This is a genomic window from Enhydrobacter sp., assembly GCA_025808875.1.
In the GTDB taxonomy this organism is placed as follows: Bacteria; Pseudomonadota; Alphaproteobacteria; order Reyranellales; family Reyranellaceae; genus Reyranella.
Genome location: CP075528.1, coordinates 120,206 through 144,800, shown reverse-complemented (window position 1 = coordinate 144,800; position 24,595 = coordinate 120,206). Strand labels below are relative to the sequence as shown.

Genomic DNA, 24,595 nt, shown 5'->3' with positions numbered 1-24,595 from the left:
GCGACATGCGACCCTAGGGCTTCATGGAATCGCTGCGCGGCCTCACGTCCTCGCCGGCAGGCGCGTACGACGAGCTGGTCACCGGCCAGAAGTCGATCCGCTACCACTGGCAGGGCATCCTCAGCGTCGTTCGCTCCCTGCCGGGCGACGGGCTGGGCGAGCGCGTGGAGAGCGCGCGCCGCCAGCTCCAGGAATCGGGCGCCACCTTCAACCTGCTGGACGACGGCCGCACGCCCAACTGGTCGTTCGATCCCCTGCCCTTCGTCATCGCGCCCGACGAATGGCACCGCATCGAGACCGGGCTGATCCAGCGCGCCACCCTGCTCGATGCCGTGCTGCGCGATCTCTACGGCCCGCAGCTCCTGCTGCGGGAGCGGCTGGTGCCGCCCATGCTGGTGCACGCCAACCGGCACTTCCTGCGCGCCTGCCGCGTCACCGACGGCATCGCGCCGCCGCGCGCGCTCGGCCAGTACGCCGTCGACCTGGTGCGCTCGAGCGACGGCGGCTGGCAGGTGCTGGCCGACCATACCGAGGTGCCGGCGGGCATCGGCTACGCGCTCGAGATGCGCCGCGTGCTGGCGCGCTCCCTGCCCGAGGCCTTCCGCTCGATCCCGGTGCGCCACGTCCGGCCGTTCGTCGACCGCTGGCAGCAGACGCTGGCCGCCATGGCGCCGCCCGACATCGCCCATCCCAACATGGCGCTGCTGACGCCGGGCTCGCTGTCGCAGACCTATTTCGAGCACGTCTATCTCGCGCGCGCGCTCGGCGTGCCGCTGGTCGAGGGCGGCGACCTGGTCGCGCGCGACGGCCAGGTCTCGATCAAGACGCTGGCCGGTCTCCGGCCCGTCCACATGCTGCTGCGCCGCCTCGACAGCTCGTTCGCCGATCCGCTGGAGCTGCGCGCCGACTCGGCGCTCGGCGTCACCGGCCTGGTCGAGGCCACCCGCACCGGCCGCATCGCGCTCGCCAACGCGCTCGGCTCGGGCCTGGTCGAGACGCCGGCGCTGATGCCCTTCCTCGACCGGCTGAGCCAGCACCTGCTCGGCGAGCCCCTGCAGCTGCCGTCGCTCGACGTGTGGTGGCTGGGCGAACCCACCGCCCATGCCTTCGCCATGGCGCAGCTCGATTCGATGATCGTGCGGCCCTGCCTCGGCCAGGATCGCGAGCCGATCGTCGTCGGCATGCTGGAGAGCGAGGAACGCGCCGCCCTCGAGGAGCGTCTGCGCAGCCAGCCCGGCCACTTCGTGGCGCAGTATCCCGTCACGCCCTCGCTCAGCCCGAAGTGGGACGGCGAGGCGCTGGCGCCGGCCGCCATGGTGATGCGCTGCTTCCTCATCGCCGATCCCGCGGCGGCGACCGGATCGGGCGGCGGCTACCGCGTGCTGCCGGGCGGCCTGGCGCGCGAGCCGACCGGCGACACCGCGCTGCGCTCGCTCGGCCGCCTGACCGGCACCCTGAAGGACGTCTGGGTGCTCGCCGAGGACGCGGCCGACGTGCAGCTTCCGCCCGGCCGGCGCTTCCACCAGCTCGGCATCGATCGCGGCGGCGCCGACCTGCAGAGCCGCGTCGCCGACAATCTCTACTGGCTCGGCCGCTACATCGAGCGGCTCGACAATGACGCGCGATTGCTGCGGATGGCCACGACGCGCGTCGCGCAGGGCGCCATGGGCGTGCGCGAGGGAGTCGAGCTGCGCCTGCTGGGCAGGCTGATCGACCGTGCCGGTCTCATACCGTCGGCAGCGGCGCTGGCCATGCCCGAGAGCGGCGCCTTCCAGGAAGGGCTCGGCCTCGCCGCCTCGGAGAGCGGCGGCCTGGTGAGCGTGCTCGACGCGATCCAGCGGCTGACGGGGTCGCTGCGCGATCGTTTCTCCGCCGACATGACGGCCGCGACCGGGCCGCTGCTGCAGCGCATGCGGCGCCGGCTGGTCAAGTCGCGCGGCCGGCTCGACCCCTTGCTGGTCGCGATCGACGAGATCATCCGCTTCGTCGCCACGCTGTCGGGACTGGCGCAGGAGAACATGACGCGCGGCACCGGCTGGCTGTTCCTCGATCTCGGCCGGCGCATCGAACGCGCGCAGTTCGTGCTGGGCGGCGCGCTCGGGCCGTTCGACCAGACTCCGATCGACTGGGACTCGGCGATGCGGCTCGCCCTCGAGCTGTGCGACAGCACGATCACCTATCGCACGCGCTATCTCGGCCAGCTCCAGCCCGCCCCGGTGCTCGACCTCGTCGTGCTGGATCACGGCAACCCGCGCGCGCTCGCCTTCCAGCTCCGCTCCATCGCCAGCCATCTGCGGCGGCTCGGCGAGGCGTCGGGCACCGTCGTGCCGGGCCTGCCCGACGGCTTCGAGGACGATCTCGCCCAGGTCGTGCGCCGCTTCACCGGCGAGGAGAAGAGCTGGCGGCACGAGGGCCTGGCGCTCGCCCAGCTGCGCGCCGTCGCCGAGGACGGCATGGAGCGGCTCGACGTCATGTCGGAGGCCATCACGCGGGCCTATTTCAGCCACGTCCCGGCAACCCGAACCGTCGGCTCGATGGGGTGACTGACCGTGCAGTACCTGCTCTCCCATCGCACCCACTACAGCTACGCCAGCAGCGTCGACTCGGCGCATCACATCGCGCACCTGCGCGCCCGCGCGTTCGCCGGCCAGAAGGTGAGCGCGATCTCCATCGCCACCCGCCCCGAGCCGGCGATGGCGATCCAGCACGTCGACCATTTCGGCAACCACATCGACATCTATCGCCTCGACGCGCCGCACAACCGCTTCGACATCGAGGTGCGCGCCGCCGTCGACGTGCGCTTCCCCGACCCGCCGCCGGCGCGGGAGACCCCGGCCTGGGAGGAGCTGCGGGCGACGCTGCGCGGCGACGGCTTCCCGCAGCCGACCGCGATCGAGGCCAGCGAGTTCGTGCACGATTCGCCGCTGCTGCCCTTCGATCCGGCGCTGCGCGACTACGGCGCCGCGTCGTTCGCGCCGGGACGTCCGGTCCTCGAGGCGGCGCGCGAGCTCACCACCCGCATCAGGCAGGATTTCGAGTATCACCCCGGCGCCACCGACATCAGCACGCCGCTGTCGCAGGTCTTCGCCGGCAAGGCGGGCGTCTGCCAGGATTTCGCCCACGTCATGATCGCCGCGCTGCGCGCGCACGGCCTCGCCGCGGGCTACGTCTCGGGCTACATCCGCACCGTCCATATCCAGGAGGAGATCGAGCTGCGCGGCAGCGACGCCAGCCACGCCTGGGTCGCGGTGTGGTGCGGCGCGCCGACCGGCTGGGTCCATCTCGATCCGACCAACGACCTGATCGTGTGCGAGGACCACGTCGCCGTCGCCTGGGGCCGCGACTTCTCCGACGTCAGCCCGCTGCGCGGCGTCATCCTCGGCGGCGGCGCCCACTCCTACGGCGTCGACGTCAACCTGGTGCCGATGGGCTGAGTCACGAAAGAAACGTCTTCGTCCAGGCCCCGTAGTCGCCCTCGCGGGTGACGCGCTTCATCAGCTCGGCGTCGGCGACGCCCGCGAGCTTGGCGGGCGGCGTGCCCTCGCGCAGCGCCTTCAAGGTGTCGTGCACCGCCTTCACGGCGGCGGCGAAGGGCTGGTGTCCCTGCAGGGCGACGCGCACGCGGCGCGACCCGAGGTAGTCGCGGTCGGAGAGCTCGGGCGTGCCGCCGCCCAGGATGAGCGGCAGGCGGGTCGCCGCCGAGATCGCGTCGAGCTCGGCCCGCGCGCGCACGCCGACCATGAACAGCGCATCGACGCCCACCTCCTGGTAGGCCCGGGCGCGGGCGATCGCATCCTCGAGTCCGGTGACCTGCACGGCGCTGGTGCGGCCGGCGATGCAGAGCGACGGATCCTGCCGGCCCGCCAGCGCCGCCTTCATCTTGCCGACGCCTTCGGCGAGGGAGACGAGACGCGGCCGGGTGGTGCCGAACGGCGTGGGCAGCTCGGTGTCCTCGATGCTGAGGCAGGCCACTCCCGCCGTCTCCAGCTCCTCGACCGTGCGCTTGACGTTCAGCGCATTGCCGTAGCCGTGGTCGGCGTCGACCAGCAGCGGCAGATTTCCGGCGCGGTTGATGCGATAGGCCTGGCCGGCGAACTCGCTCAGGGTCAGCACGATCAGATCGGGCGCGCCCAGCACCGTCATCGAGGCCACCGAGCCGGCGAACATGCCGATCTCGAAGCCGAGATCCTCGGCGATGCGCGCCGAGATCGCGTCGTACACCGAGCCGGGGTGATAGCAGCGCTCGCTCTGCAGAAGGGCGCGAAAACGCCCGCGTCGGTCGGCCCAGTTCATCTCGTTCCCCTTCTAGGATTGGCGGGACCCTAGCACGCTCGCTAGTATTTCGGCCGGGATGGAAACCAGGGACAGAGGCGTGCCGTGGACACGTTGACCGCCTCCGCGGACGAGTTCGCCGGCGACCCTATCGTGGTGTCGCGGGCCGAGGCGCTGCGGCCGGTCGTCGAAGCGGCGGCCGACGACATCGAACAGCGGCGGCGCCTGCCGCCATCCCTGCTCGACCGCCTGCACGAGGCCCGTCTCTTCCGCTTGCTCCTGCCGCGTTCGATCGGCGGCGAGGAGACCGACCCGGTGACGTTCTTCCACGTCATCGAGACGATCGCGCGCGGCGACGCCTCGACCGCCTGGTGCCTGAGCCAGGCCGGCGGCTGCGCCATGACGGCGGCCTATCTCGAGCCGGCCGTGGCGCGCGAAATCTTCGGCGAGGCGCACGCCGTGCTCGCCTGGGGCCCCGGTCCGGCCCGCGCCGTCGAATGCGAGGGCGGCCATCGGATCACCGGCACGTGGGCCTTCGCCTCGGGCGGCCGTCACGCCACATGGCTCGGCGCGCACTGCCCGGTCCACGCGGCGGACGGCACGCGCCGGCTCGGCCCGAACGGCCGGCCCGTCGAGCGCACGTTCCTGGTGCCGGCGTCCGACGTGGCCTGGACCGACATCTGGAACGTCGTCGGGCTGCGCGGCACGGCGTCGGACCAGTTCGCGCTCACCGATCATTTCGTGCCGGCCGGCCGTTCCTTCGGCCGCGACTACGCCCATCCCGACAACGAGCGCCGCGAAGCGGGCCCGCTCTACTGCATGTCGGCGCTGACCTGCTACGAGGTCGGCTTCGCCGGCGTGGCGCTCGGCATCGCCCGGGCGGCGCTCGACAATTTCGCCGAGACCGCGCGCACCAAGGTGCCGCGTGGCGGCAGGAACCCGATCCGCGACAGCGCCGTGGTGCAGACCAACTTCGCGCAGGCCGAGGTGGCGGTGCGCTCGGCGCGCGCCCTGCTGGTGCAGGAGTTGGCGGCGATCTGGAAGGAGATCCGCGGCGGCGGCACGCTCGGCGTCGACCATCGCATCACCATCCGCATGGTCTCGACCAACGCCATCCACCGCGCGCGAGAGGCCGTCGACTTCGCCTACAACGCGGCGGGCGCGACGGCGATCTTCGAGAACCATCCGCTGGAGCGGCGCTTCCGCGACATCCATACCGTGACCCAGCAACTGCAGGGTCGCCTCTCGCACTTCGAGACCGTCGGCGCCTGGATGCTGGGCGCCGAAGCCGATCTCACCTGGGTTTGAACGAGAGTTTAGGGAGCACACCATGCCGCTTGGCGTCCTGCAGCACTACACGATCGAGCCGTCCAATCTCGAGAAGACCAGGAAATTCTACTGCGAGGTGCTGGGGCTGAAGAACGGCGATCGCCCGCCGCTCGGCTTCCCCGGCTACTGGCTCTATTCCGGCGGCGTGCCGACCGTGCACCTGCTCGGCAAGCGCAAGCCGCGCGAGGGCATCGTCGTGCGCGGCACCAGGAAGAAGTTCAAGGACACCGGCCGCTTCGACCACATCGCCTTCGCCGCCACCGACATCGCCGGCGTCCGCCGCAAGCTCAAGCGCCGGAAGGTGAAGTTCCGCGAGCAGGTTATCCCGCGCACCGGCGGCCAGCAGATCTTCCTCTACGATCCCGACGGAATCGGTGTCGAGCTGAACTTCCCGCCGCCGTCGTGATCGTCGACGTCACGATCGGGCGCGTCGAGGCGCTGGCCGACGGCGCGGCCTTCGGCGCAACGGGCGCCTATGAAAAGGTGATCGGCGTGGCGCGCGGCGAGATCGACCCGCGGGCCGAGGCGAGCCGGCGCATCGCCCTGATCGACCGGGCGCCGCGCAACGCGCGCGGCAAGGTCGAGTATGCGACGGATTTCTACCTCCTGCGGCCGAGGGATGCGGCCGCGGGCAACGGCCGCATCCTCTACGAGGTCAACAATCGCGGCCGCAAGATGCTGATCGGCAATCTCTGCGACGGCCCGCAGGGCATGAACGATCCGAAGACCGTGGCCGATCTTGGCAACGGCTTCCCGCTGCGACGGGGCTATACCGTCGTCTGGTCGGGCTGGGATCCCGACGCGCCGCGCGCCAATCTCGGATTGGGCCTCGGCGCGCCGGTCGCCACCGATGACGGAAAGCCGATCGTGCGGACGATCGCGGACGAGTTCGTCTCGGGCACGCGCGCCGGCATCCTCGAGACTTTCAAGCTCAGCCACGAGATGGCGTCGGCGGACGGCGCGCGCCTCACGGTGCGCGAACGCCAGGCCGATCCGCCGCAGGACGTCGCCTGGGTGCAGGTCGACGGGCGCAGCATCAAGCCGGCCGACGGCGCGCCGCGGCCCGGCTTCCTCTACGAGTTCAGCTATTCGGCGAGCAATCCCAAGGTGCAGGGGCTGGGCTTCGCCGCGACGCGCGATTTCGTGAGCTTCCTGCGCCACGATCCGAAGGCGCTGGCCGCGACCGGCGGACCGATCCGCCACGCGCTCGCCATCGGCTTCAGCCAGGCCGGCCGTTACCTGCGCCATCACGTGTCGGAGGGCTTCAATCGCGACGAACAGGGCCGCGTCGTGTTCGACGGCATCCTGAGCCACATCGCGGGCGTCGGCCGGCTCTACTTCAACGTGCCGTTCGGCCAGCCCGCGCGCACCAACACCCAGCATGAGGATCACGACTATCCCGAGGCCTGGTTCCCCTTCTCGACCGCGACGCTCGAGGATCCGATCACGCGGCAGAAGGCATCGCTGCTCCGCGGCGACGGTTGCGACCCCAGGCTGATCGAGACCAACACCTCGACCGAATACTGGCAGAAGGGCGCCTCGCTGCTCACCACCGACCCGGCCGGCACGACGGACGTCGATCTGCCGGCGAACAGCCGGGTCTACATGATCGCCGGCACCCAGCACGGCGGACGCGCCGGCGCACCGTCCGACAACGGCCCCAACGTCAATCCGCGCAACCCGCACAATCCGATGCCGGCGGTGCGCGCCCTGCTGACGGCGCTCGACGACTGGGTCGTGTCGGGCACGGCGCCGCCGGCCAGCCGCGTGCCGCGGCTCGCCGACGGCACCCTGGTCGAGCCCGACAAGACCGGCTTTCCGGACCTGCCCGGCGCGGCCGTGGTCAGGCGGGCGAACCGGGTGGGCGAGCGCCGGATCCTGGTCTCGCGCGTCGACGAGGACGGCAACGAGGTCGCGGGCATTCGCCTGCCCGACATCGCCGTGCCGCTCGCCACCTACACCGGCTGGAACGAGTACAAGCCGCCCTATCCCCGGGGCGAGCTCGCCGACCGCGACGGCTCCTGCCTGCCCTTCCCGGTCGACAGGATCGCCGCGCGCTACCCGAACCGTGCCGACTATGTCAGCCAGGTGCAGGCCGCGGTCGATCGACTGATGAAGGAGCGCTTCCTGCTGCAGGAAGACGCCGACCGCTATCTCGAGAAGGCACGCGCCGAAACGCGCGTGAGGGAATGATGGCCAAGCTCGACCGCAATGGCGTGAAGATCCACTACGAGGTGCACGGCAGCGGACCCACACTGCTGCTGAGCCACGGCTACAGCTCGACCTGCCGCATGTGGGACGGCCAGATCGCGGCGCTGAAGGACCGCTACCAAGTGGTCGTATGGGACATGCGCGGCCACGGCGAAAGCGACTATCCGGCCGATCAGAGCCTTTACTCGGAGGATCTCACCGTCGCTGACATGAAGGCGCTGCTCGACCGGGTCGGCGCGGCGCAGGCCATCGTCGCCGGCCTGTCGCTGGGCGGCTACATGTCGCTCGCCTTCCACGCCACCCATCCCGAGCGCGTGCGGGCGCTGATGCTGTTCGACACCGGCCCCGGCTTCAAGAAAGACGAAGCGCGCGTCAAATGGAACGAAACGGCGCACAAGCGTGCGGCCGACCTGGAGGCGCGCGGCCTCGCGGCGCTCAACACCAGCGACGAGGTCAAGCTCACCCGGCATCGCGACGCCAGCGGGCTGGCGCGGGCGGCGCGCGGCATGCTGGCCCAGCAGAACGACCGGGTGATCCGGTCGCTCGAGAGCGTGAAAGTGCCGACCCTGGTATTGGTCGGCGCCGACGACACCAACTTCATCGCCGCCACCGACTACATGGCGGCCAAGATCGCGGGAGCGGCCAAGGCGGTCATTCCCGACGCGGGCCACGCAGCCAACCTGCACCAGCCCGCGCGGTTCAATCAGGCGGTCGAGGCGTTCCTCGCCAAGCTGCCTTAGGTCGGCCTCACCCTGAGGAGCGGCCATAGGCCGCGTCTCGAAGGGTGGGATACAGTCTTGTTGGTGCCCATGCTTCGAGACGGGCGCTGCGCGCCCTCCTCAGCATGAGGTGGGGAACCTTGAGGAGGAGTAGGATGGGCAAGCGGATCGCGGTGGTCGGAACGGGCGCGTTGGGCGGCTATGTCGGCGGATGGCTGGCGCATACCGGCGAGGACGTGACCCTGATCGATTTCTGGCCGGAGAACATCGAGGCCATCCGCAAGCGCGGGCTCGAGCTCGACGGCGTCACGCCGGAGGAAAAGATCACGGTCACGAAAGCCAGGACCATGCATCTGACCGAGGTCGAGTCGCTGTCGCGCCAGAAGCCGATCGACATCGCCTTCGTCTCGATGAAGTCCTACGACACCGAATGGGCGACGGCGCTGATCAAGCAGTATCTCGCTCCCGACGGCTACGTCGTGTCGCTGCAGAACTGCCTGAACGAGGAGCGCATCGCGGGCGTGGTCGGCTGGGGCAAGACGGTCGGCATGGTGGCCTCGCTGATCTCGGTCGACATGTACGAGGCCGCCCGCATCCGCCGCACCGTCGCCAGGGGCGGCGACAAGCACACCGTGTTCCGGGTCGGCGAGGTGCACGGCCGCATCACAAGGCGGGTCGAGGAGCTGCGCGAGATGGTGGCGCGCATCGACAGCGCCAAGACCACGACCAACCTGTGGGGCGAGCGCTGGTCGAAGCTCTGCCAGAACGGCATGAAGAACGGCGTGTCGGCCGCGACCGGCCTCACCGGCGCCGACTGCGACCGCAACGACGCGATCCGCCGCTTCTCGATCAAGCTCGGCGGCGAGGCGGTGCGCGTCGGCCAGGCACTCGGCTACCAGATCGAGAAGATCGGCAAGATGGATCCCGAGACGCTCGCCAAGGCGTCGGAGGGCGACAAGGCGGCGCTCGACGAGATCGAGGCGCTGATGCGGCCGGGCTCCAACGTCAACCCGCGCGCCGACATCCAGCGTCCGTCGATGGCGCAGGACATCCGCAAGGGACGCCGCACCGAGATCGAGTTCATGAACGGCTATGTCGCCGAGCGCGGTGCCCATATCGGCGTGCCCGCCCCGACCCACGCCAGGCTCACCGAGATCGTGAAGAAGGTCGAGCGCCGCGAGCTCGAGGCGGCACCGGCCCTGCTCGGCGGGTAGCCCTCAGCGGAAGTCCGGCGGCGGACACGAGAACGGCCAGCCGGGCACCGCGTGTCGACGCGCCGCCCAGTTGCAACCGTCACCTCGTCGCCAGGCTTCCTCTCGAGTTCCGCATCGACCGCGCTCATGTTGCGGCGGCTCGCCACCATCAAGCACAACCTGCCAACGCATGGCCGCGGTTCCTCAAGACGAAGGTTCGTCTCAATGAAGGCTATACAGACCACGGATCTCGGCTCTATCGACAACTATGCCGTCGTCGACCTGCCGGCGCCCCAGCCGGGCGACGGCGAAGTTCGTGTCAAGGTCGCTGCTTGCGGGGTCGGGTTCGTCGACGCTCTGGTTGCGCTCGGCCGCTACCAGGTCAAGCCATCCTTGCCTCACGTGCCCGGGGCCGAGCTCGCAGGCTTGGTGGATGCGCTGGGGCCCGGGGTCACGGGATTCGCCATAGGAGAGCGTGTCTTGGCGCAGGCACGCGGCGGCTTTGCGGAGTACGCGATCGCCTCGGAACGGACCGTCAGCCGCATGCCTGACCGGATGAGCATGAACCAGGCCGCCGGATTTCGAGTCAATTACGCCACCGCCCTGCACGGTCTTCGCGATCGCGCCGGACTCAAGGCGGGAGAGACCTTGGTGGTGATCGGCGCGGCCGGTGGAGTCGGATTGGCGGCAGTCCAGGTCGGTCGCTTGCTCGGCGCGAATGTCATCGGTGTCGCCTCGACCGAGCAGAAGCGCGCCATCGTTGCACAGGCAGGTGCAGGAGCCACACTCGACCGGGCCGTTGAAGGATGGCGGGACCGGTTGAAAGCGGCGTCCCCGGGCGGCATCGACGTCGTCTTCGATCCGGTCAGCGGACCATTGCTGCAGCCTGCGTTCCGGTCGCTTGGATGGGGCGGGCGCTACCTCATCGTAGGCTTTGCCGGCGGCGACATACCGGCCTTGCCGGTGAACTTGCCACTCCTCAAGGGAGCAGCCCTCATCGGAGTAGACTACCGTCAGTTCAGCGCGGTGTTCGAGGTCGAGGCCGCCGCCAGCGAACTCGACGAATTGCTCGCCTGGGTCGCGAAGGGCGAGCTCAACGTACCGGTCGGCAGGGTCTTCGCATTCGGCGAATACCGCGAGGCACTCGAATATGCGCTCTCCGGTCACGGAACCGGCAAGACCATTCTGTCGGTCGATCCGAGCTTGGGCTGAATCGGAGGTGAAGGCCGGCTGTCAGCCTTCGAGCGTGTCCCGCCGGGCGCACCACACTCCGACGAACGACCGATCAGGTGGCCGTGTCCCTTCTCCTTCGATGGCACGCGGGGCCGATGGCCATGATGGTTCGACACCGTGGAAGCGGGCCGCGGCGGGCAACCCTCAGCCGAAGCCCGGCGGCGGCTGTTGCTCTGGCGGCTGATGCTCCGGCGGCGGCCGACCGTCCGGCGCGGGACGTGCGGCGGCCGCCGCGGCCTCGCGCTCGCGCTGCTCCTGCTCCTGCTGCTGTTCCTTCAGCACCTCGCGTGCCGCCGCACGCACCCGCTCGGCCCGCTCCGGCGTCGCCTCGGCGAAGAAGCGATCGCCGATCTCGCCATAGCGCGTCTCGTCGTCGAGATCGGGCTTCGCCGCTTCCTCGAGCCGCTCCAGCCGCTCGGACGAGGCCATACCGTCGGCCGTGCGGTTCAGCGCATCGGCGAACGCCTCGTTCTTCTCCTGCGCCTTGCCCGCCTTCTTCACCCGCCGCTCCAGGTCGCGTGTCTCGAGGCAGCGCCGACGCATCTCGAACAGGCCGAACCACGCCAGCGCATCGACCGCCGACAGCTCGCCCGCCGCCGCCGCCGCCACGACCACCTGCTCCGCCTCGTCCACCCCCGCCACCGTGTCGGTGCGCGGCAGGTCGAGCTTCACCACCGCCCCGCGCGGCAGCCCGCTCACCATGCGGATCACGAACTTGGCCGCCGATTCGCTGCCCTTGTCCAACGCCTGGCGCAGGACCTCGCGCGCCTGCTCGTACAGGCCCTCCAGCATCGCCTCGCGCGCCAATGTGGTGTCGTTCTTGCGGCCCTCGGGCCGGCCGACACCGGCCGTGTTGCCCGCGCCAAAGCGTGTGTCCTTCTTCTCCATGGCCGCGATATGCGGTCGGCCATCGCTATTTGCCAGCGAACCGACGCATCTGACTCTCCGTTCGATGCATTTGACTCTCCGCCGACTCTCCCCGAGGGCCGGTCGAACGCGCCTTCGACGCCGATGGCATCTGCATCCGCCCGAATCCGTCGACCAGACGGTCTCGCGCGGCCGCTCGCCGCCCCGGCGGCGCCCGCCGTGCGGATAAATCGCCGTTATCTTCCGCCGCCGCGGGGGTCGAATCCGCCTTCGATGCCGATGGCATCTGCATCCGCCCGAATCCGTCGACCCTGTTAGGCTTTTGCACCCGTTCGCGGCTATGGTCGCCCCATGCCGCCGAATAAATCGCCGTTATTCACGTCAGCCTCTTCGTCGCGGACATCGCGACAAAGAGGTCGGTCGGGAAGGCTTGCCTACCGCTCGCCATCCGCGCCAAGTTCGTTCCGATGAGCACCAAATTCCCCATCAAGCGGCTCGGTTTCTTCACCCGGCTGCTCGACGAGACCGACGCCGCCGAGCGCTACCGCCTGGCGACGGCGCAGATCCAGCACGCCGAGCGCTTCGGCTACGATTCGGCCTGGATCGCCCAGCACCATTTCCACGAGGCCGAAGGCGGCCTGCCGGCACCCTTCGTGTTCCTGGCGCACGTCGCCGCCAGCACGCGGCGCATCCGGCTGGGCACCGGCATCGTCACCCTGCCGCTCGAACTGCCGATCCGCGTCGCCGAGGATGCCGCGGTGCTCGACCTGATGTGCGAGCGTCGGCTCGAGATCGGCGTCGGGCCGGGCGGCAACCTGACCGCCTTCACCGCCTTCGGGCTCGACAGCAACGACCGTCACAAGCTGATGAACGGCAATCTCGACCTGATGCGCACCGCCTGGTCGGGCGGCGAGCTGCCGGGCGGCGACCGGCTCTATCCGCAGAGCCCGGGCCTCGCCGACCGGATCTGGCAGGCGACCTTCTCGGTCGAGGGCGCGCGCCGCGCCGGCCTGGCCGGCGACGGCCTCATGCTCTCGCGCACCCAGCCGCGACCGGCCGAGACGCCGAACGCCACCCTGGCCGACATCCAGAATCCGATGATCGACGCCTATCTCGAGGCGCTGCCGAAGGGCCGCGAGCCGCGCATCCTCGCCTCGCGCACCGTGTTCGTGGCCGACGACCTCGAGGAGGCGATGCGGCTCGCCGAGATCGGTGCCGGGCGCATGCGCCATCGCCTGACCAACGCGGGCAACCGCGACGCCCGGGAACTGGTGGGCGATCTGATCGCCGCGTTCGACATCCATGTCGGCACGCCCGACGAGGTCATCGCCTCGATGCAGGCCGACGACACGCTCGGGCGCGCCACCGACCTCACCGTGCAGTCGCATTCGATCGACCCGCCGCATCCCTTCATCCTGCGCTCGATCGAGCTGGTCGCCGAGAAGGTCGCACCGGCATTGGGCTGGCAAGGCGCCGCCGCGCCCGACGTGCGGAGGGTGGCATGAGCGACGTCATCGACGCGCTGGTCGGCATCGCGCCGGGCTCGAGGCTCGACGCCGTGCGGGCGCAACGCGCCGAGGCGCGCAAGCACGCCCAGGCGAGCTACGACGCGCTGTTCGCGCCCGCGGCGCCGGGCGGCTTCACGCCCGACGAGCGTTTCGCCGTCGCCGCCTTCGTCGCCGGCCTGCACCGCGAGCCGCGGACCGGCGCGCACTACGAGTCGAAGCTGCCGGCGGGACTGCGCGGCGCCGTCGCCGCCCAGGTCGCGGCCGCGCGCGGCGAGGGACCCTACGGCCGCTTCCCCAGGGGTCCGCTCAGCGCCGAGGATGCGGCGGGCCCGATCCATCGCATCGACGACGCGGCGCGCGCCGCGCTCGGCCCGAAGCTCGCCGCCGCTTTCGAGCACGTCCACATGCTGGTGTTCCATCCGCGCGATGCCTCGGCGGCCGCGCTGCAGAAGCTGCTCGACGCGGGCTGGACGACGACCGAGATCGTGACTCTCTCCCAGCTCGTCTCCTTCCTCGCCTTCCAGATCCGCGTCGTCGCCGGGCTGAGAGTGCTCAACGCGGAGCTCGCATGACCGACAGGACCCTGACCCCGCCGGCGCATTCCGAGCCGGTCGTCTTCACCCGCGACATGCTCGACTGGCTGCCGTGGCTCGAGCCGGTCGCCGAGGCGGCGCTGACGGAGCGGCAGAAGGAGAGCCTGGTCGACGCCGCGCGCTCGAAATCCGACTATTTCCGGCTGCTGGCGCGCGATCCCGACGTGCTCGAGGCGCGCACGCGCACCGACAAGGACATCTTCTACAACACCGCCGGCGGCGCGCCGCGCGCCGACCGCGAGCTCGCCGCCGCCGCCACCTCGCGGCTGAACGGCTGCATCTACTGCGCCTCCGTCCACGCCCGCCACGCCGCGGTCTATTCCAAGCGGACGGAGGACGTCGACCGCCTGCTCGAGAAAGGCGTCGAGGCCGGGCTGGACGAGCGCTGGGACGCCATCGTCGCCGCCTCGGTGGCGCTCACGACGATCCCGATGACCTTCGGCGCCGGACACGTCGCGCGGCTGCGCCAGGCGGGCCTCGACGATGCGGCGATCGCCGACATCATCGGCGCCGCCTCGTTCTTCAACTGGGCCAACCGCCTGATGCTCTCGCTCGGCGTGCCGGCCGAGCAGAAATAGCGATCAGGCGGCGAGCTTCGCAGCGCCCGTCCTGGCGTCTTCCTTGATCAGGTCGGCGCCCTTCTCGGCGATCATGATGGTGGGGGCGTTGGTGTTGCCGGAGGTGACGGTCGGCATGATCGAGGCGTCGACGACGCGCAGGCCGGCGATGCCGTGCACGCGCAGGCGATCGTCGACCACCGCCATCGGATCGCCGCCCATCTTGCAGGTGCCGATGACATGGTAGGTGGTCTGTCCGGTGCGGCGGGCGAAGTCGAGCCACTCGTCGTAGCTCTGCACCTTGTCGCCGGGGTTGTTCTCGAAGGCGATGTACCTGGCGATCGCCGGGTGCTGCATGATCCTGCGCGCGATCTGCATGCCCGCGACGGTGCAGTCGCGGTCGGTCTGGGCGCTGAGGAAGTTGGGCTTGATCGCGGGCTCGGTGCCGGGCTCGGCCGACCTGATGTGGATCGAGCCGCGCGAATCGGGGCGGCACTGGCCGATCACCACGGTCATGCCGGGGTCGCGCTCGAGCAGGCGCTTCTGCGCCGAATCGTAGCTCGCCGGCGCCATGTGATACTGCATGTCGGGCGATTCGAGGCCGGGCCGCGTGCGGATGAAGCCGTAGACGACGCCGGCCGTCCAGGTCAGCACGCCGGCGCCCGACGTGTAGAACTTCATGATCTCGCGCAGCAGGCTCAGCCCGCGCGTCCGTTCGTTGAGCGTGATCTTCTGGTTGACCCGCCAGTTCATGCGCGGCGCGAAGTGGTCGCCGTAGTTCTCGCCGACGCCCTTCAGCTCGTGGCGGACCTCGATGCCGAGTCGGCGGAGCAGCTCCGGCTGGCCGATGCCCGAGCGCTCGAGCACGCCGGGCGACTGGACGGAGCCGCACGACACGACGACCTCGCGGCCGCAGCGCGCCTCGCGCTTCTGGCCGTTCACCGAGTAGGCGACGCCGACCGCGCGCCTTCCCTCGAGCACGACGTGGTCGACCAGGGCGTCGGTCTCGATCGCGAGGTTGGGGCGGCCGCGCGCGGGATCGAGGAAGGCGCGCGCCGTGGACCAGCGCTTGCCGTTCTTGATCGTCACCTGATAGTAGCCGAAGCCTTCCTGGTTGCCGTTGTTGTAGTCCTTGTTCTTCGGGAAGCCGGTGGCCTCGGCGGCGTCGATGAAGGCGTCGCACAGCACGTGGCGCTCGTTCATGTCGCGCACGTTCAGCAGGCCGCCCTTGCCGCGCGAGGCATCGCCCTCGCCCTCGTAGTGCTCCGACTTCTTGAAGTAGGGCAGCACGCTCTCGTAGGACCAGCCGCGATTGCCGAGCTGGCTCCAGGTGTCGTAGTCGAGCGGCTGGCCGCGGACATAGAGCATGCCGTTGATCGAGCTCGAGCCGCCCAGGGTCTTGCCGCGCGGGCACGGGATGCGACGGCCGGCCATGCCCTCCTCGGCCTCCATCTCGAAATTCCAGTTGAGCGACTTGTGGTTCAGGAGCTTGGTGAAGCCGGCCGGGATGTCGATCCACATCGACTTGTCGCGCGGGCCCGCCTCGAGCAGCAGCACCTTGACGTTGGCGTCCTCGCTCAGCCGGTTGGCCAGAACGCAGCCTGCCGAACCACCGCCGACGATGATGTAATCCCACGCAGTCATGACGCCGTTTCCTCCCCTGGGAGGGGCAGTCTAGCGCAGATGGCAGGAAACGTGATGGCCCGGCGCGATTTCGCGCAGCGGGGGCGCCTCGACCTTGCAGCGCGCCACGGCATAGGGGCAGCGCGTGTGGAAGTGGCAGCCGGGCGGCGGCTTCACCGGGCTCGGCACGTCGCCCTGCAGGACGCGCTTCTGGCGGCGGATCGCCGGATCGGGCACCGGCACGGCCGAGAGCAGCGCCTCGGTATAGGGATGCTGGGCGCGGGTGAAGATCGACCTGGTGTCGGCGTACTCGACGATGCGGCCGAGATACATCACCGCGATCTGGTGGCTGATGTGCTCGACCACCGCGAGGTTGTGCGAGATGAAGAGATAGGAGAGCTGGCGCTCGCGCTGCAGGTCCATCAGGAGGTTGATGACCTGCGCCTGGATGGAAACGTCGAGCGCCGAGACCGGCTCGTCGCCGACGATCAGCTTCGGCCCGAGCGCCAGTGCGCGGGCGATGCCGATGCGCTGGCGCTGGCCGCCCGAGAACTGGTGCGGGAAGTTCGCCATCTGCGCCGGCCGCAGGCCGACCCGCTGGAACAGGGCCTCGACCTGCGCGGCCCGTTCCTTCGTGTTGGCGACGCCATGCACCAGAAGGGGCTCGCCGACGATGTCGCCTGCGGTCATGCGCGGGTTCAGCGACGAGAACGGATCCTGGAAGATGATCTGCATCTGCCGCCGGTAGGGCCGCATCTCGGCCTTGCCGAGGCCGACGATCTCCTGGCCCTCGACCTTGATGGATCCCGACGTCGGCTCGATCAGCCGCAGAACGGTGCGGCCGGCCGTGGTCTTGCCGCAGCCGCTTTCGCCGACCAGGCCGAGCGTCTCCCCCGCCCCGATGGTGAAGCTCACGCCGTCGACGGCATAGACGTGGCCGACCGTGCTTCGCAGCAGCCCCTTGCGCACCGGGAAGTGCTTCTTGAGGTCCTTGACCTCGACGACCGGCATGTTGGCGCTAGCCATCGGCGTGCCAGCAGGCGACCCAATGGCCTGTCCTCTTCTGCTCGTAGGCCGGACGCTCGCGCCGGCAATGGTCGTCGGCCTTGCCGCAGCGCGGCGCGAAGGCGCAGCCCTGCGGCAGGTCGAACAACGGCGGCACGATGCCGGGAATCTCCTGCAGCCGGGAGCCGATGCTCTGCTCCTTGCCGCGCATCAGGTCGAGCCGAGGGATCGAGGCGAGCAGGCCGACCGTGTAGGGATGCATCGGCTTGGCGAAGAGCTCTCCGACCTCTGCCTCCTCGACCTTGCGGCCGGCATACATGACGATGACACGCCGCGCCGTCTCGGCGACCACGCCGAGGTCGTGCGTGATCAGGATGACGGCGGCGCTGAACTCGCGCTGCAGTTCGACGATCAGCTCCAGGATCTGCGCCTGGATGGTGACGTCGAGCGCCGTGGTGGGCTCGTCCGCGATCAGCACCTTGGGATTGCAGGCCAGCGCCATGGCGATCATGGCGCGCTGGCGCATGCCGCCGGAGAGCTGGTGCGGATACTCCTTGGCGCGCTGCGCCGGCTCGGGGATGCGCACGAGATCGAGCATCTCGATGGCGCGCTTGTGCGCCGCCTTCTTGTCCATGTCACGGTGCAGGATCAGCGCCTCGGCGATCTGCTTGCCGATGGTCATGACCGGGTTGAGCGACGTCATCGGCTCCTGGAAGATCATCGAGATCTCGTTGCCGCGCACGTCGCGCATCTCTTCTTCGCTGATCTTGAGCAGGTCGCGGCCCGCGAGCCGCACCGATCCCGACACGATGCGGCCCGGCGGATCGGGGATCAGGCGCATCAGGGACAGCGCGGTCATGCTCTTGCCGCAGCCCGATTCGCCGACGATCGCCAGGGTCTCGCCCGCGGCAACCTGGAAATCCACCCCATCGACGGCCTTGACGATGCCTTGTCGTGTATAGAACCACGTACCGAGGTCGTCGACCTCGAGCAGAGCGCTCATGTGCGCTCCCGCGGATCGAAGATGTCTCGCAACGCATCGCCCAGCAGATTGGTGCCGAACACGGTGAGGCTGATGGCGACGCCGGGGAAGATCACCAGCCACGGTGCGGTGCGCACGTACTCGGCGGCCGACTCCGACAGCATGCGGCCCCACGACGGATAAGGCTCCGGGATGCCGAGGCCGAGGAACGACAGCGACGCCTCGGTGAGGATCGCCGAGCCGAGCTGCGCCGTCGCCAGCACGATCAGCGGCGCCAAGGTGTTAGGCAGCACGTGGCGGATGGCGATCCGCACTTCACCCATGCCGACGGCGCGCGCCGCCTCGACGAAGGGCTGCTCGCGCAGCGACAGCGTGCTCGAGCGCACGACGCGCGCAACGTTAGGTACCAGGGCGACGGCGATGGCGATGATCGTGTTCTCGAGGGACGGGCCGAGCGAGGCCGCCATGACCAGCGCCAGGACGAGCAGCGGCAGGGCCTGCATGATGTCCATCACGCGCTGCGTGATGAGGTCGAACCACCCACCCAGGAAGCCACTGGCGAGGCCGATGGCGATGCCGATCACGAAGCCCAGCCCGGTGGCGCCGGCGGCCACGGCGAGCGAGATGCGCGCGCCGTAGACGATGCGGCTGAACATGTCCCGTCCCATGAAGTCGGCGCCGAGCCAGAAACTGGAGCTCGGGGCAGCCAGGGAGGCGCGCGAGTTGGTGCTCAGCGGATCGACCGGCGCGATGACGTTGGCGAAGGTCGCCGTCAGGACGAAGAGGATGACGATCAGCCCGCCGACGGCGCCCAACGGATAGCGACGGGCGAGAAAGGCCGCCTGGCTCCAGAAGCCGGTGACGTTGGCCCCGGCGCGGGCGAGTGCGGCGTCATGGTCGATGATGGCCATGATCCCTCAGTCGGCGTACTTGATGCGGGGGTCGAGCAGCATATACGCCATGTCCACCAGAAAGTTGACGACCACCGTAATGAAGGCGATCAGCATCACGATGTTCTGCACGATCGGGTAGTCGCGCCACAGGATCGCCTCGACCAGGAAGCGGGCGACGCCGGGGATGTTGAACACGGTCTCGGTGACGATCAGGCCGCCAATCAGGAACGCCGCCTCGATGCCGATGATGGTGACGACCGGGAGCAGGGCGTTCTGCAGGGCGTGTTCGTAGTTCACCGAGGTCTGCGAGGCGCCCTTGGAACGGGCGGTGCGGATATAGTCCTGCCGCAGCACCTCGAGCATGGACGAGCGCGTCAATCGCATGATCAGCGCCGAGCTTCGGAACCCGACGGCGGCCGCTGGCACGCTGAGCAGCAAAATCTCGTCGATCATGCTTCGAGGTTCGTTGGTGTAGATCGGGATGACGCCGAACCACTGGACCGAGGCCATGAGGATGAGCAGCGCCAGCCAGAACGACGGCAGCGACAGGCCGCTGAGACTGAACACGCGCAGGATGTAGTCGAGGCCGGTGTTCTGGCGCACCGCGCTGATGACGCCGAGCGGCACGCCGAGGATCACCGAATAGATCAGCGCCAGCAGGGCGAGCTTCGCGCTGACCGGGATGCGCGGAGCGATCTCCTCGAGCGCCGGCCGCTCGGAGACATAGGCGAAGCCGAGATCGCCCTGGAACAGCCCTCCCAGCCAGTAGAGGTACTGTTCCACCAACGGCCGGTCGAGGCCGAGCTCCTTGACGATCTTCGCTTTCTCGTCGGCATCGACGATGCCGGCCGAGTCCACCAGGATGTCGGCGATGTCGCCCGGGACGAGGCGCAGCATGACGAAGATGAGCACCGACATGCCGAGCAATGTCAGCGCCATCAGCAGCACGCGCCTCGTCAGGTAAGCTCCCATCGACGCCGTCCCAGGCCGGTGTTGCGGCTACTTCTCCAGCCAGATGTTCTCGAACCGCCAGCTGTTGTAGATGCTGTTGTGCTGCAGCACGACTCCCTTCACGAACGGCTGCCAGCACGTGTTGGAGACGTTGTGCAGGATGGTGGGCCGCGCGGCGTCCTTGGTCAGGATCTCCTCGATCTGGGCCACCAGCTTCATGCGCGCGGCCTTGTCCTCGATGCTCGACTGCTCGACGATCAGCTTGTCGATCTCGGGATTGTTGTAGCCGGTGTAGTTGCGCGACGACTTGCTGTGGAAGTTCTCGAAGAACATCACGTCCGGGTCGTCGACACCCGCGCCGGTCAGGTTGAGGCCGATCTGGTAGTTCTTCTGCTGGACGCGGGTGAACCAGACGGTGGTGTCGATCGGATCGAGCTCGCCGTCGATGTAGATCTTCTTGAGCTGGTCGATCAGGATGACGGCCGGGTCGCGATAGATGGCGATGTTGCGGGTCGCCACCTTGACCTTGAGCGGCTTGTCGGGCCCGTACCCCAGGCTCTTCATGATGTTCTGGGCGTCGGCGATGTTCTTCGCCGTGTCCGGCCCGAAGCCCGGCAGCTTGGCCAATTCCTCGGCCTTCATGCCCCAGACGCCGGCAGGTGCCGGCAGCATGGCCGCACCGATCAGGTCGTTGCCCTGGGTCAGGATGTCGCTGAACGGCTTGCGGTCGATCGCCAGCACCAGCGCCTCGCGGATCTTGGGGTTGTCGAACGGCTCCCTGTCGCGATTGACGATCAGGTTGGAGCGGACGTTGGTCGGCCGCGCCTCGCACACCGCGTGGGGCGCCTGATCCTTGACGTCCTTGAGCAGCGGGAAGGTGATATCCGAATCGAACGTCATGTCGAATTCGCCGGCGACGAACCCGAGCACGCGCGTGCTGCGGTTGGGAACGATCTTGTACTCGATGCCGTCGAGATAGGGCTGCCCCTTCTTCCAGTAGTCGGGGTTGCGCTCGAGCTTGATCGATTCGTTGCGCTTGAAGTCAACGACCTTGAACGGGCCCGTGCCGATCGGCTTGGACCGCAGGGTGCGACCGTCGACATGGCAGGCGTATACCGGAGTGTAGCCCGAGGCCAGCATCGACAGGAACGACGGCTGTGGCCGACCGAGCGTGAACGTCACCTCGGTTGGAGAGCCGACGGTTATCTCCTTGAGATTGTCGTACCAAACCTTGCGCGGATTCTTGCGGATCAGGTCCTTGACCTTCTCATCGCCTTGCCCGGTCAAAGCATCGAACGTGCACTTCACGTCGCTGGCCGAGAACGGCTTGCCGTCGTGCCACTTCACCCCCGAGCGCAGCTTGAAGGTGAGCTTCGTTTTGTCGGCGTTCCACGACCAGCTTTCGGCCAGGTCGGGCACGATCTTGTCCGGGGAGTTGAACTTCTCCTTCGGGTCGAACATCACGAGATTGTTGAAGACCGGCATGAAGGCAATGACGGTCGAGATCGTCGCCTCCTCGTGGATCGAGGCACTCGGCGGATTGTCCCGGTGCGTCACCTTGAGAATGCCGCCCTGCTTCTGGGCAAACGCGACCGGCACGCCGGTCGCGAACGCGGCAACAGTCACAGCAACGAGTGCAGCTTTCCGCATCAGACTTCCTCCCAGTTCACGCGAGTCAAATTTATCGATTGATTGCCGGCAGGCTAGCATATGGAGCGCAACGGCCAAGCCCTAATGCGCCGGCCCGTCGCGGCTCGGCCCCTTGAGCTCGATCTGGTTGCCTTCGGGATCGTGGAAGTAGACCGAGGGCCCGCTGCCTTCCGCGCCGTAGCGGTCCGCCGTTTCGCCCACCGCAATGCCGTGCACAGACAGCCGTTCGACAATGGCGGCGCGATCGAAGGGCTCTATGCGGAAGCACAAATGGTCCATGTTGGCGCCCCTGGCGGGTCGCTCACCCGGCACCAGATCCAACATCGAGGCGCCAGCCCGCATCTGGACCAGGCCGATGCGCTCGACGCGGCGCTCGACCTTGAACCCCAGCGCGCGCTCGTAAAAAGCCACCATGGCCGGCAGGTCCTGCACCCGCAGCACGACATGGTCGATCCGTTCGACACGGAATGTCATGACGACTAGCCTACCGCAAAGACGTATCGAGGGGGAAACCATGGCCCATGCCATCAACGCCGCCAAGGCGCGATTGAGGAAGAACCAGCTTGCCGTGGGCATCGGCATCCGGCTGGTGCGCAATGTCGACATCATCAAGGTGATGAAGGCGGCCGGCTTCGACTGGCTGTTCCTCGATCTCGAGCACGGGATCATGTCGATCGAGACGGCGGCGGAGATTTGTGTAGCGGCTCAGGATTCCGGTATCGCGCCGATCGTGCGCGTTCCCCACGGTGAGCTCGCCATGGCGACGCGGCTGCTCGACGGCGGCGCGCTCGGAATCGTGATCCCCCATGTCGACACCGCCGACGAGGCGCGCGAGATCGCCGACAGGCTTCGCTACCCGCCACTCGGCCACCGCTCGGTCGGCGGCGGCCAGGCGCAGTTCGACTACCAGCCGATGAAGATGGGCGAGTTCATCAAGCGGGCGAACGACAACGTCCTAATCACGGTGATGATCGAGACGCCCAAGGCGGTGCGGAACGCCGACGCCATCGCGGCGGTGCCCGGCATCGACAGTCTGCTGATCGGCTCGTCCGATCTGTCGGTCGAGCTCGGCATCCCCGGCGAAACCGGCCACGAGAAAATCCAGTCCGCGGTAGATCGCGTCGTCGCCGCCTGCCGGAAGCACGGCAAGTTCCCCGGCATGGGCGGCGCCTACAGCGAGGAACTGCTGGGGCTCTATATCGGCAAAGGCATGAAGTTCCTGCTCGCGGGGAACGACCTGCCCATGCTCACCGGCGCCGCGCGCGCTCATCATGACAAGGTACGCGCGATGGCGAAGGCAAAGCCGGCGAGGAGGAGGTAGCTACCGCTTCCCCTCGATCTCGATTTCGATCAGATGCGGCTTGCCCGATGCGAAGGCGGCCGCGACGGCGCCCTTGATGTCGTCGGCCTTGGCCACATAGGTGCCGGCGACGCCCATGCCCTTGGCCATGTCGACGAAGCCCATCGTCGGGCCGCTAAGATCCATGTGCATGTAGGGCTTGTTCGACCTCACGTCGAAGCGAGCGCGGTAGGCGTCGATATTGTGCTTGAGCACGCGATACTCGCGGTTGGCGAGGATGACGAACACGATCGGCAGACCATGATGCGCCGCCGTCCAGAGCGCCTGGATCGAGTACATGGACGAGCCGTCGCCCGACATGCAGAGGATGGGCGCATCGGGCCGTGCCACGGAGACGCCGATGGCGCCCGCCAGCCCCTGGCCGATGCCGCCGCCACGACCGGAGAAATAGTCGTCTGGCTCCGAGAAGGTGAAGGTTTTAAAGAGGTCGAGGTTCGCCGTGATGGTCTCGTCGACCATGATGGCGCCCCTGGGCGTGCCCGCCCTCACCTCCGCCATGCAGCGAGCCATCGAGGTCGGCGTGCGCGACCAGGCCTTCTCGACCCGAGCCTTCTGCGCCGCGTCGTCAACTTCCCTCTGGGCCGCCAGCGCCGCATTGCGTCCGGCCGCGCCATCGAGGGGCGGCAGCGCCGCCAGGAGCGCATCGAGCGCCGCGCCCGTTTCCGCCAGTACGCCGACATCGAGCGCAAAGTTGTAGGCCAGCGGCGCCGGCGCGGCTTCGATCTGCAGCGTCTTGCATCCTGCCGGGAACGGCGCACCGGGCGCGTACCAGACTTCCTCGAAGAATGGGCCACCCACCATCAGCACCAGATCGTTGCCGGAGAACTGCTTGGCCACGCCCGGCGCGTCGAAGGCGAGAGTGCCGCGATAGGCGGCGTGGTCGGTGGGAAATGAATTGCGCCCACGCAGGCCCTCGAACCACACGGCCGCCCCCGCCTTTTCGGCGAGCTTTACCAAGGTGCCGTTGGCGCCGGCACGCGCCACGTCATCGCCGGCGACGATGGCCGGACTCTTCGCGGCGGCCAGCAGCTTCGCCATGGCCGCGATACCCGCCGGGTCGGGGCGGCTCGCAAGGTAGGACGTGGCCGGGCGGCCGGGCGGAATCGTCGTTTCCTGCTCCATGACATTGATCGGTAGCGCGACGAACACCGGTCCGGCTGGCGCTTCGTTGGCGATCTTGAACGCGCGCTGCAGAATGGGACCGAGTTCGTCGGCGCTCTCGACCTGCACGCTCCACTTTGTGACGGGTGCGGCCATGGCCGCGAGATCGTGGCCCAGCACCGGGTCGCGCAGCCGCAGCCGCGTGTCCTGCTGGCCCGCGGTCACCACCATTGGCGAGTGGTTCTTCCAGGCGCTGTAGATAGCGCCAATCGCGTTGCCGAGGCCAGGCGCCACATGAAGGTTCACGAACGCCGTCTTGCCGCTCGCCTGGGCATAGAAGTTGGCGGCGCCGGTCGCCACGCCCTCGTGCAGGTGGATGATGTACTGGATCGACGGATGGTCGAGCAGCGAATCGAGCAGCGGGCTCTCGGTCGTGCCTGGGTTGCCGAAGATGCGGTCGACGCCGTGATTGATCAGCGTTTCAAAGAACACTTGCCGGCCGCGCATGCGTCGCTCCCTCGCTTTCGTGGTATCAGTGGCCACACGGG

The 24,595-nt window shown here is 68.7% G+C and carries 22 protein-coding genes; 12 read left to right on the top strand and 10 right to left on the bottom strand.

Going from position 1 to position 24,595, the window contains the following annotated elements:
* Positions 1-23: 23 nt before the first annotated feature.
* Together KIT25_00740 and KIT25_00735 are read left to right on the top strand one after the other, a co-directional pair.
* Complete coding sequence (locus KIT25_00740; GenBank protein ID UYN95507.1) at positions 24-2,543, top strand: circularly permuted type 2 ATP-grasp protein; 2,520 nt, start codon at positions 24-26, stop codon at positions 2,541-2,543.
* A gap of 6 nt (positions 2,544-2,549) precedes the next feature.
* A complete protein-coding gene (locus KIT25_00735; protein ID UYN95506.1) occupies positions 2,550-3,434 on the top strand; it encodes a transglutaminase family protein in 885 nt (294 codons plus the stop codon).
* A 1-nt stretch (position 3,435) separates the two neighbouring features.
* Here the strand turns inward: KIT25_00735 and KIT25_00730 are convergent, their stop codons facing one another.
* Positions 3,436-4,293, bottom strand: a complete 858-nt coding sequence (locus KIT25_00730) for an isocitrate lyase/PEP mutase family protein (GenBank protein UYN95505.1) — start codon at positions 4,291-4,293, stop codon at positions 3,436-3,438.
* 84 nt (positions 4,294-4,377) lie between these two features.
* Here KIT25_00730 and KIT25_00725 point away from each other — a divergent pair, with 84 nt between their 5' ends.
* The 6 genes from KIT25_00725 (at position 4,378) to KIT25_00700 (ending at position 10,936) form a co-directional block, all read left to right on the top strand.
* Positions 4,378-5,580, top strand: coding sequence for an acyl-CoA dehydrogenase family protein (locus KIT25_00725; protein ID UYN95504.1), 1,203 nt, complete (start codon positions 4,378-4,380; stop codon positions 5,578-5,580).
* 22 nt (positions 5,581-5,602) lie between these two features.
* The gene (locus KIT25_00720) at positions 5,603-6,007 is read left to right on the top strand and encodes a VOC family protein (GenBank protein ID UYN95503.1); all 405 of its coding nucleotides are present in this window, start codon (positions 5,603-5,605) and stop codon (positions 6,005-6,007) included.
* A complete protein-coding gene (locus tag KIT25_00715) occupies positions 6,004-7,794 on the top strand; it encodes a hypothetical protein (GenBank protein UYN95502.1) in 1,791 nt (596 codons plus the stop codon). Before KIT25_00720 ends, KIT25_00715 begins: the two co-directional genes overlap by 4 nt.
* The gene (locus KIT25_00710; protein UYN95501.1) at positions 7,794-8,552 is read left to right on the top strand and encodes an alpha/beta fold hydrolase; all 759 of its coding nucleotides are present in this window, start codon (positions 7,794-7,796) and stop codon (positions 8,550-8,552) included. The genes KIT25_00715 and KIT25_00710 overlap by 1 nt, the downstream gene beginning before the upstream one ends.
* Positions 8,553-8,686: 134 nt before the next feature.
* Positions 8,687-9,745, top strand: coding sequence for a ketopantoate reductase family protein (locus tag KIT25_00705; GenBank protein ID UYN95500.1), 1,059 nt, complete (start codon positions 8,687-8,689; stop codon positions 9,743-9,745).
* Positions 9,746-9,871: 126 nt separating this feature from the next.
* Positions 9,872-10,936, top strand: a complete 1,065-nt coding sequence (locus tag KIT25_00700) for an NADPH:quinone oxidoreductase family protein (GenBank protein UYN95499.1) — start codon at positions 9,872-9,874, stop codon at positions 10,934-10,936.
* A 165-nt stretch (positions 10,937-11,101) separates the two neighbouring features.
* Here KIT25_00700 and KIT25_00695 read toward each other — a convergent pair whose 3' ends face one another.
* Entirely contained in the window at positions 11,102-11,845 is a 744-nt protein-coding gene (locus KIT25_00695) for a hypothetical protein (protein UYN95498.1), read from the bottom strand.
* Positions 11,846-12,291: 446 nt separating this feature from the next.
* Between KIT25_00695 and KIT25_00690 the strand changes: the two genes are divergently transcribed.
* From KIT25_00690 to KIT25_00680, 3 genes are read left to right on the top strand one after another with little or no spacing between them, the layout of a single operon-like run.
* The gene (locus KIT25_00690) at positions 12,292-13,329 is read left to right on the top strand and encodes a putative FMN-dependent luciferase-like monooxygenase (GenBank protein UYN95497.1); all 1,038 of its coding nucleotides are present in this window, start codon (positions 12,292-12,294) and stop codon (positions 13,327-13,329) included.
* The gene (locus tag KIT25_00685) at positions 13,326-13,904 is read left to right on the top strand and encodes a CMD domain protein (GenBank protein ID UYN95496.1); all 579 of its coding nucleotides are present in this window, start codon (positions 13,326-13,328) and stop codon (positions 13,902-13,904) included. The genes KIT25_00690 and KIT25_00685 overlap by 4 nt, the downstream gene beginning before the upstream one ends.
* Positions 13,901-14,503, top strand: coding sequence for an alkylhydroperoxidase domain protein (locus KIT25_00680; GenBank protein ID UYN95495.1), 603 nt, complete (start codon positions 13,901-13,903; stop codon positions 14,501-14,503). The genes KIT25_00685 and KIT25_00680 overlap by 4 nt, the downstream gene beginning before the upstream one ends.
* Positions 14,504-14,506: 3 nt before the next feature.
* Here the strand turns inward: KIT25_00680 and KIT25_00675 are convergent, their stop codons facing one another.
* The 7 genes from KIT25_00675 to KIT25_00645 all read right to left on the bottom strand — a co-directional run bounded on the left by KIT25_00675 (position 14,507) and on the right by KIT25_00645 (position 22,060).
* The gene (locus KIT25_00675; GenBank protein ID UYN95494.1) at positions 14,507-16,126 is read right to left on the bottom strand and encodes a choline dehydrogenase; all 1,620 of its coding nucleotides are present in this window, start codon (positions 16,124-16,126) and stop codon (positions 14,507-14,509) included.
* A gap of 30 nt (positions 16,127-16,156) precedes the next feature.
* Positions 16,157-17,131, bottom strand: coding sequence for a dipeptide ABC transporter ATP-binding protein (locus KIT25_00670; protein ID UYN95493.1), 975 nt, complete (start codon positions 17,129-17,131; stop codon positions 16,157-16,159).
* The gene (locus KIT25_00665) at positions 17,124-18,113 is read right to left on the bottom strand and encodes an ABC transporter ATP-binding protein (protein ID UYN95492.1); all 990 of its coding nucleotides are present in this window, start codon (positions 18,111-18,113) and stop codon (positions 17,124-17,126) included. Before KIT25_00665 ends, KIT25_00670 begins: the two co-directional genes overlap by 8 nt.
* On the bottom strand, positions 18,110-19,003 hold the full coding sequence (locus KIT25_00660; protein ID UYN95491.1) for an ABC transporter permease: 894 nt from the start codon (positions 19,001-19,003) through the stop codon (positions 18,110-18,112). The genes KIT25_00665 and KIT25_00660 overlap by 4 nt, the downstream gene beginning before the upstream one ends.
* A 6-nt stretch (positions 19,004-19,009) precedes the next feature.
* Positions 19,010-19,957: an ABC transporter permease gene (locus tag KIT25_00655; GenBank protein UYN95490.1), complete on the bottom strand. Its 948-nt coding sequence runs from the start codon at positions 19,955-19,957 to the stop codon at positions 19,010-19,012.
* Positions 19,958-19,984: 27 nt separating this feature from the next.
* Entirely contained in the window at positions 19,985-21,586 is a 1,602-nt protein-coding gene (locus tag KIT25_00650; protein ID UYN95489.1) for an ABC transporter substrate-binding protein, read from the bottom strand.
* Positions 21,587-21,667: 81 nt separating this feature from the next.
* A complete protein-coding gene (locus tag KIT25_00645) occupies positions 21,668-22,060 on the bottom strand; it encodes a VOC family protein (protein UYN95488.1) in 393 nt (130 codons plus the stop codon).
* Between the two features lie 40 nt (positions 22,061-22,100).
* On the opposite strand from KIT25_00645, the gene KIT25_00640 reads away from it, so the two are divergent.
* Positions 22,101-22,907, top strand: coding sequence for an aldolase (locus tag KIT25_00640; GenBank protein ID UYN95487.1), 807 nt, complete (start codon positions 22,101-22,103; stop codon positions 22,905-22,907).
* On the opposite strand, the gene KIT25_00635 is transcribed toward KIT25_00640, so the two are convergent.
* Positions 22,908-24,554 carry a hypothetical protein gene (locus tag KIT25_00635; GenBank protein UYN95486.1) on the bottom strand — a complete coding sequence of 549 codons (1,647 nt, stop codon included), beginning with the start codon at positions 24,552-24,554 and terminating at the stop codon, positions 22,908-22,910.
* Positions 24,555-24,595: the final 41 nt, after the last annotated feature.

Bases quoted from the DNA above. Each gene is read 5' to 3' on its own strand.
- KIT25_00740 (UYN95507.1), top strand. From the start codon at position 24: ATGGAATCGCTGCGCGGCCTCACGTCCTCGCCGGCAGGCGCGTACGAC.
- KIT25_00730 (UYN95505.1), bottom strand. From the start codon at position 4,293: ATGAACTGGGCCGACCGACGCGGGCGTTTTCGCGCCCTTCTGCAGAGC.
- KIT25_00720 (UYN95503.1), top strand. From the start codon at position 5,603: ATGCCGCTTGGCGTCCTGCAGCACTACACGATCGAGCCGTCCAATCTC.
- KIT25_00710 (UYN95501.1), top strand. From the start codon at position 7,794: ATGGCCAAGCTCGACCGCAATGGCGTGAAGATCCACTACGAGGTGCAC.
- KIT25_00705 (UYN95500.1), top strand. From the start codon at position 8,687: ATGGGCAAGCGGATCGCGGTGGTCGGAACGGGCGCGTTGGGCGGCTAT.
- KIT25_00700 (UYN95499.1), top strand. From the start codon at position 9,872: ATGTTGCGGCGGCTCGCCACCATCAAGCACAACCTGCCAACGCATGGC.
- KIT25_00695 (UYN95498.1), bottom strand. From the start codon at position 11,845: ATGGAGAAGAAGGACACACGCTTTGGCGCGGGCAACACGGCCGGTGTC.
- KIT25_00690 (UYN95497.1), top strand. From the start codon at position 12,292: ATGAGCACCAAATTCCCCATCAAGCGGCTCGGTTTCTTCACCCGGCTG.
- KIT25_00685 (UYN95496.1), top strand. From the start codon at position 13,326: ATGAGCGACGTCATCGACGCGCTGGTCGGCATCGCGCCGGGCTCGAGG.
- KIT25_00680 (UYN95495.1), top strand. From the start codon at position 13,901: ATGACCGACAGGACCCTGACCCCGCCGGCGCATTCCGAGCCGGTCGTC.
- KIT25_00675 (UYN95494.1), bottom strand. From the start codon at position 16,126: ATGACTGCGTGGGATTACATCATCGTCGGCGGTGGTTCGGCAGGCTGC.
- KIT25_00670 (UYN95493.1), bottom strand. From the start codon at position 17,131: ATGGCTAGCGCCAACATGCCGGTCGTCGAGGTCAAGGACCTCAAGAAG.
- KIT25_00665 (UYN95492.1), bottom strand. From the start codon at position 18,113: ATGAGCGCTCTGCTCGAGGTCGACGACCTCGGTACGTGGTTCTATACA.
- KIT25_00660 (UYN95491.1), bottom strand. From the start codon at position 19,003: ATGGCCATCATCGACCATGACGCCGCACTCGCCCGCGCCGGGGCCAAC.
- KIT25_00655 (UYN95490.1), bottom strand. From the start codon at position 19,957: ATGGGAGCTTACCTGACGAGGCGCGTGCTGCTGATGGCGCTGACATTG.
- KIT25_00650 (UYN95489.1), bottom strand. From the start codon at position 21,586: ATGCGGAAAGCTGCACTCGTTGCTGTGACTGTTGCCGCGTTCGCGACC.
- KIT25_00645 (UYN95488.1), bottom strand. From the start codon at position 22,060: ATGACATTCCGTGTCGAACGGATCGACCATGTCGTGCTGCGGGTGCAG.
- KIT25_00640 (UYN95487.1), top strand. From the start codon at position 22,101: ATGGCCCATGCCATCAACGCCGCCAAGGCGCGATTGAGGAAGAACCAG.
- KIT25_00635 (UYN95486.1), bottom strand. From the start codon at position 24,554: ATGCGCGGCCGGCAAGTGTTCTTTGAAACGCTGATCAATCACGGCGTC.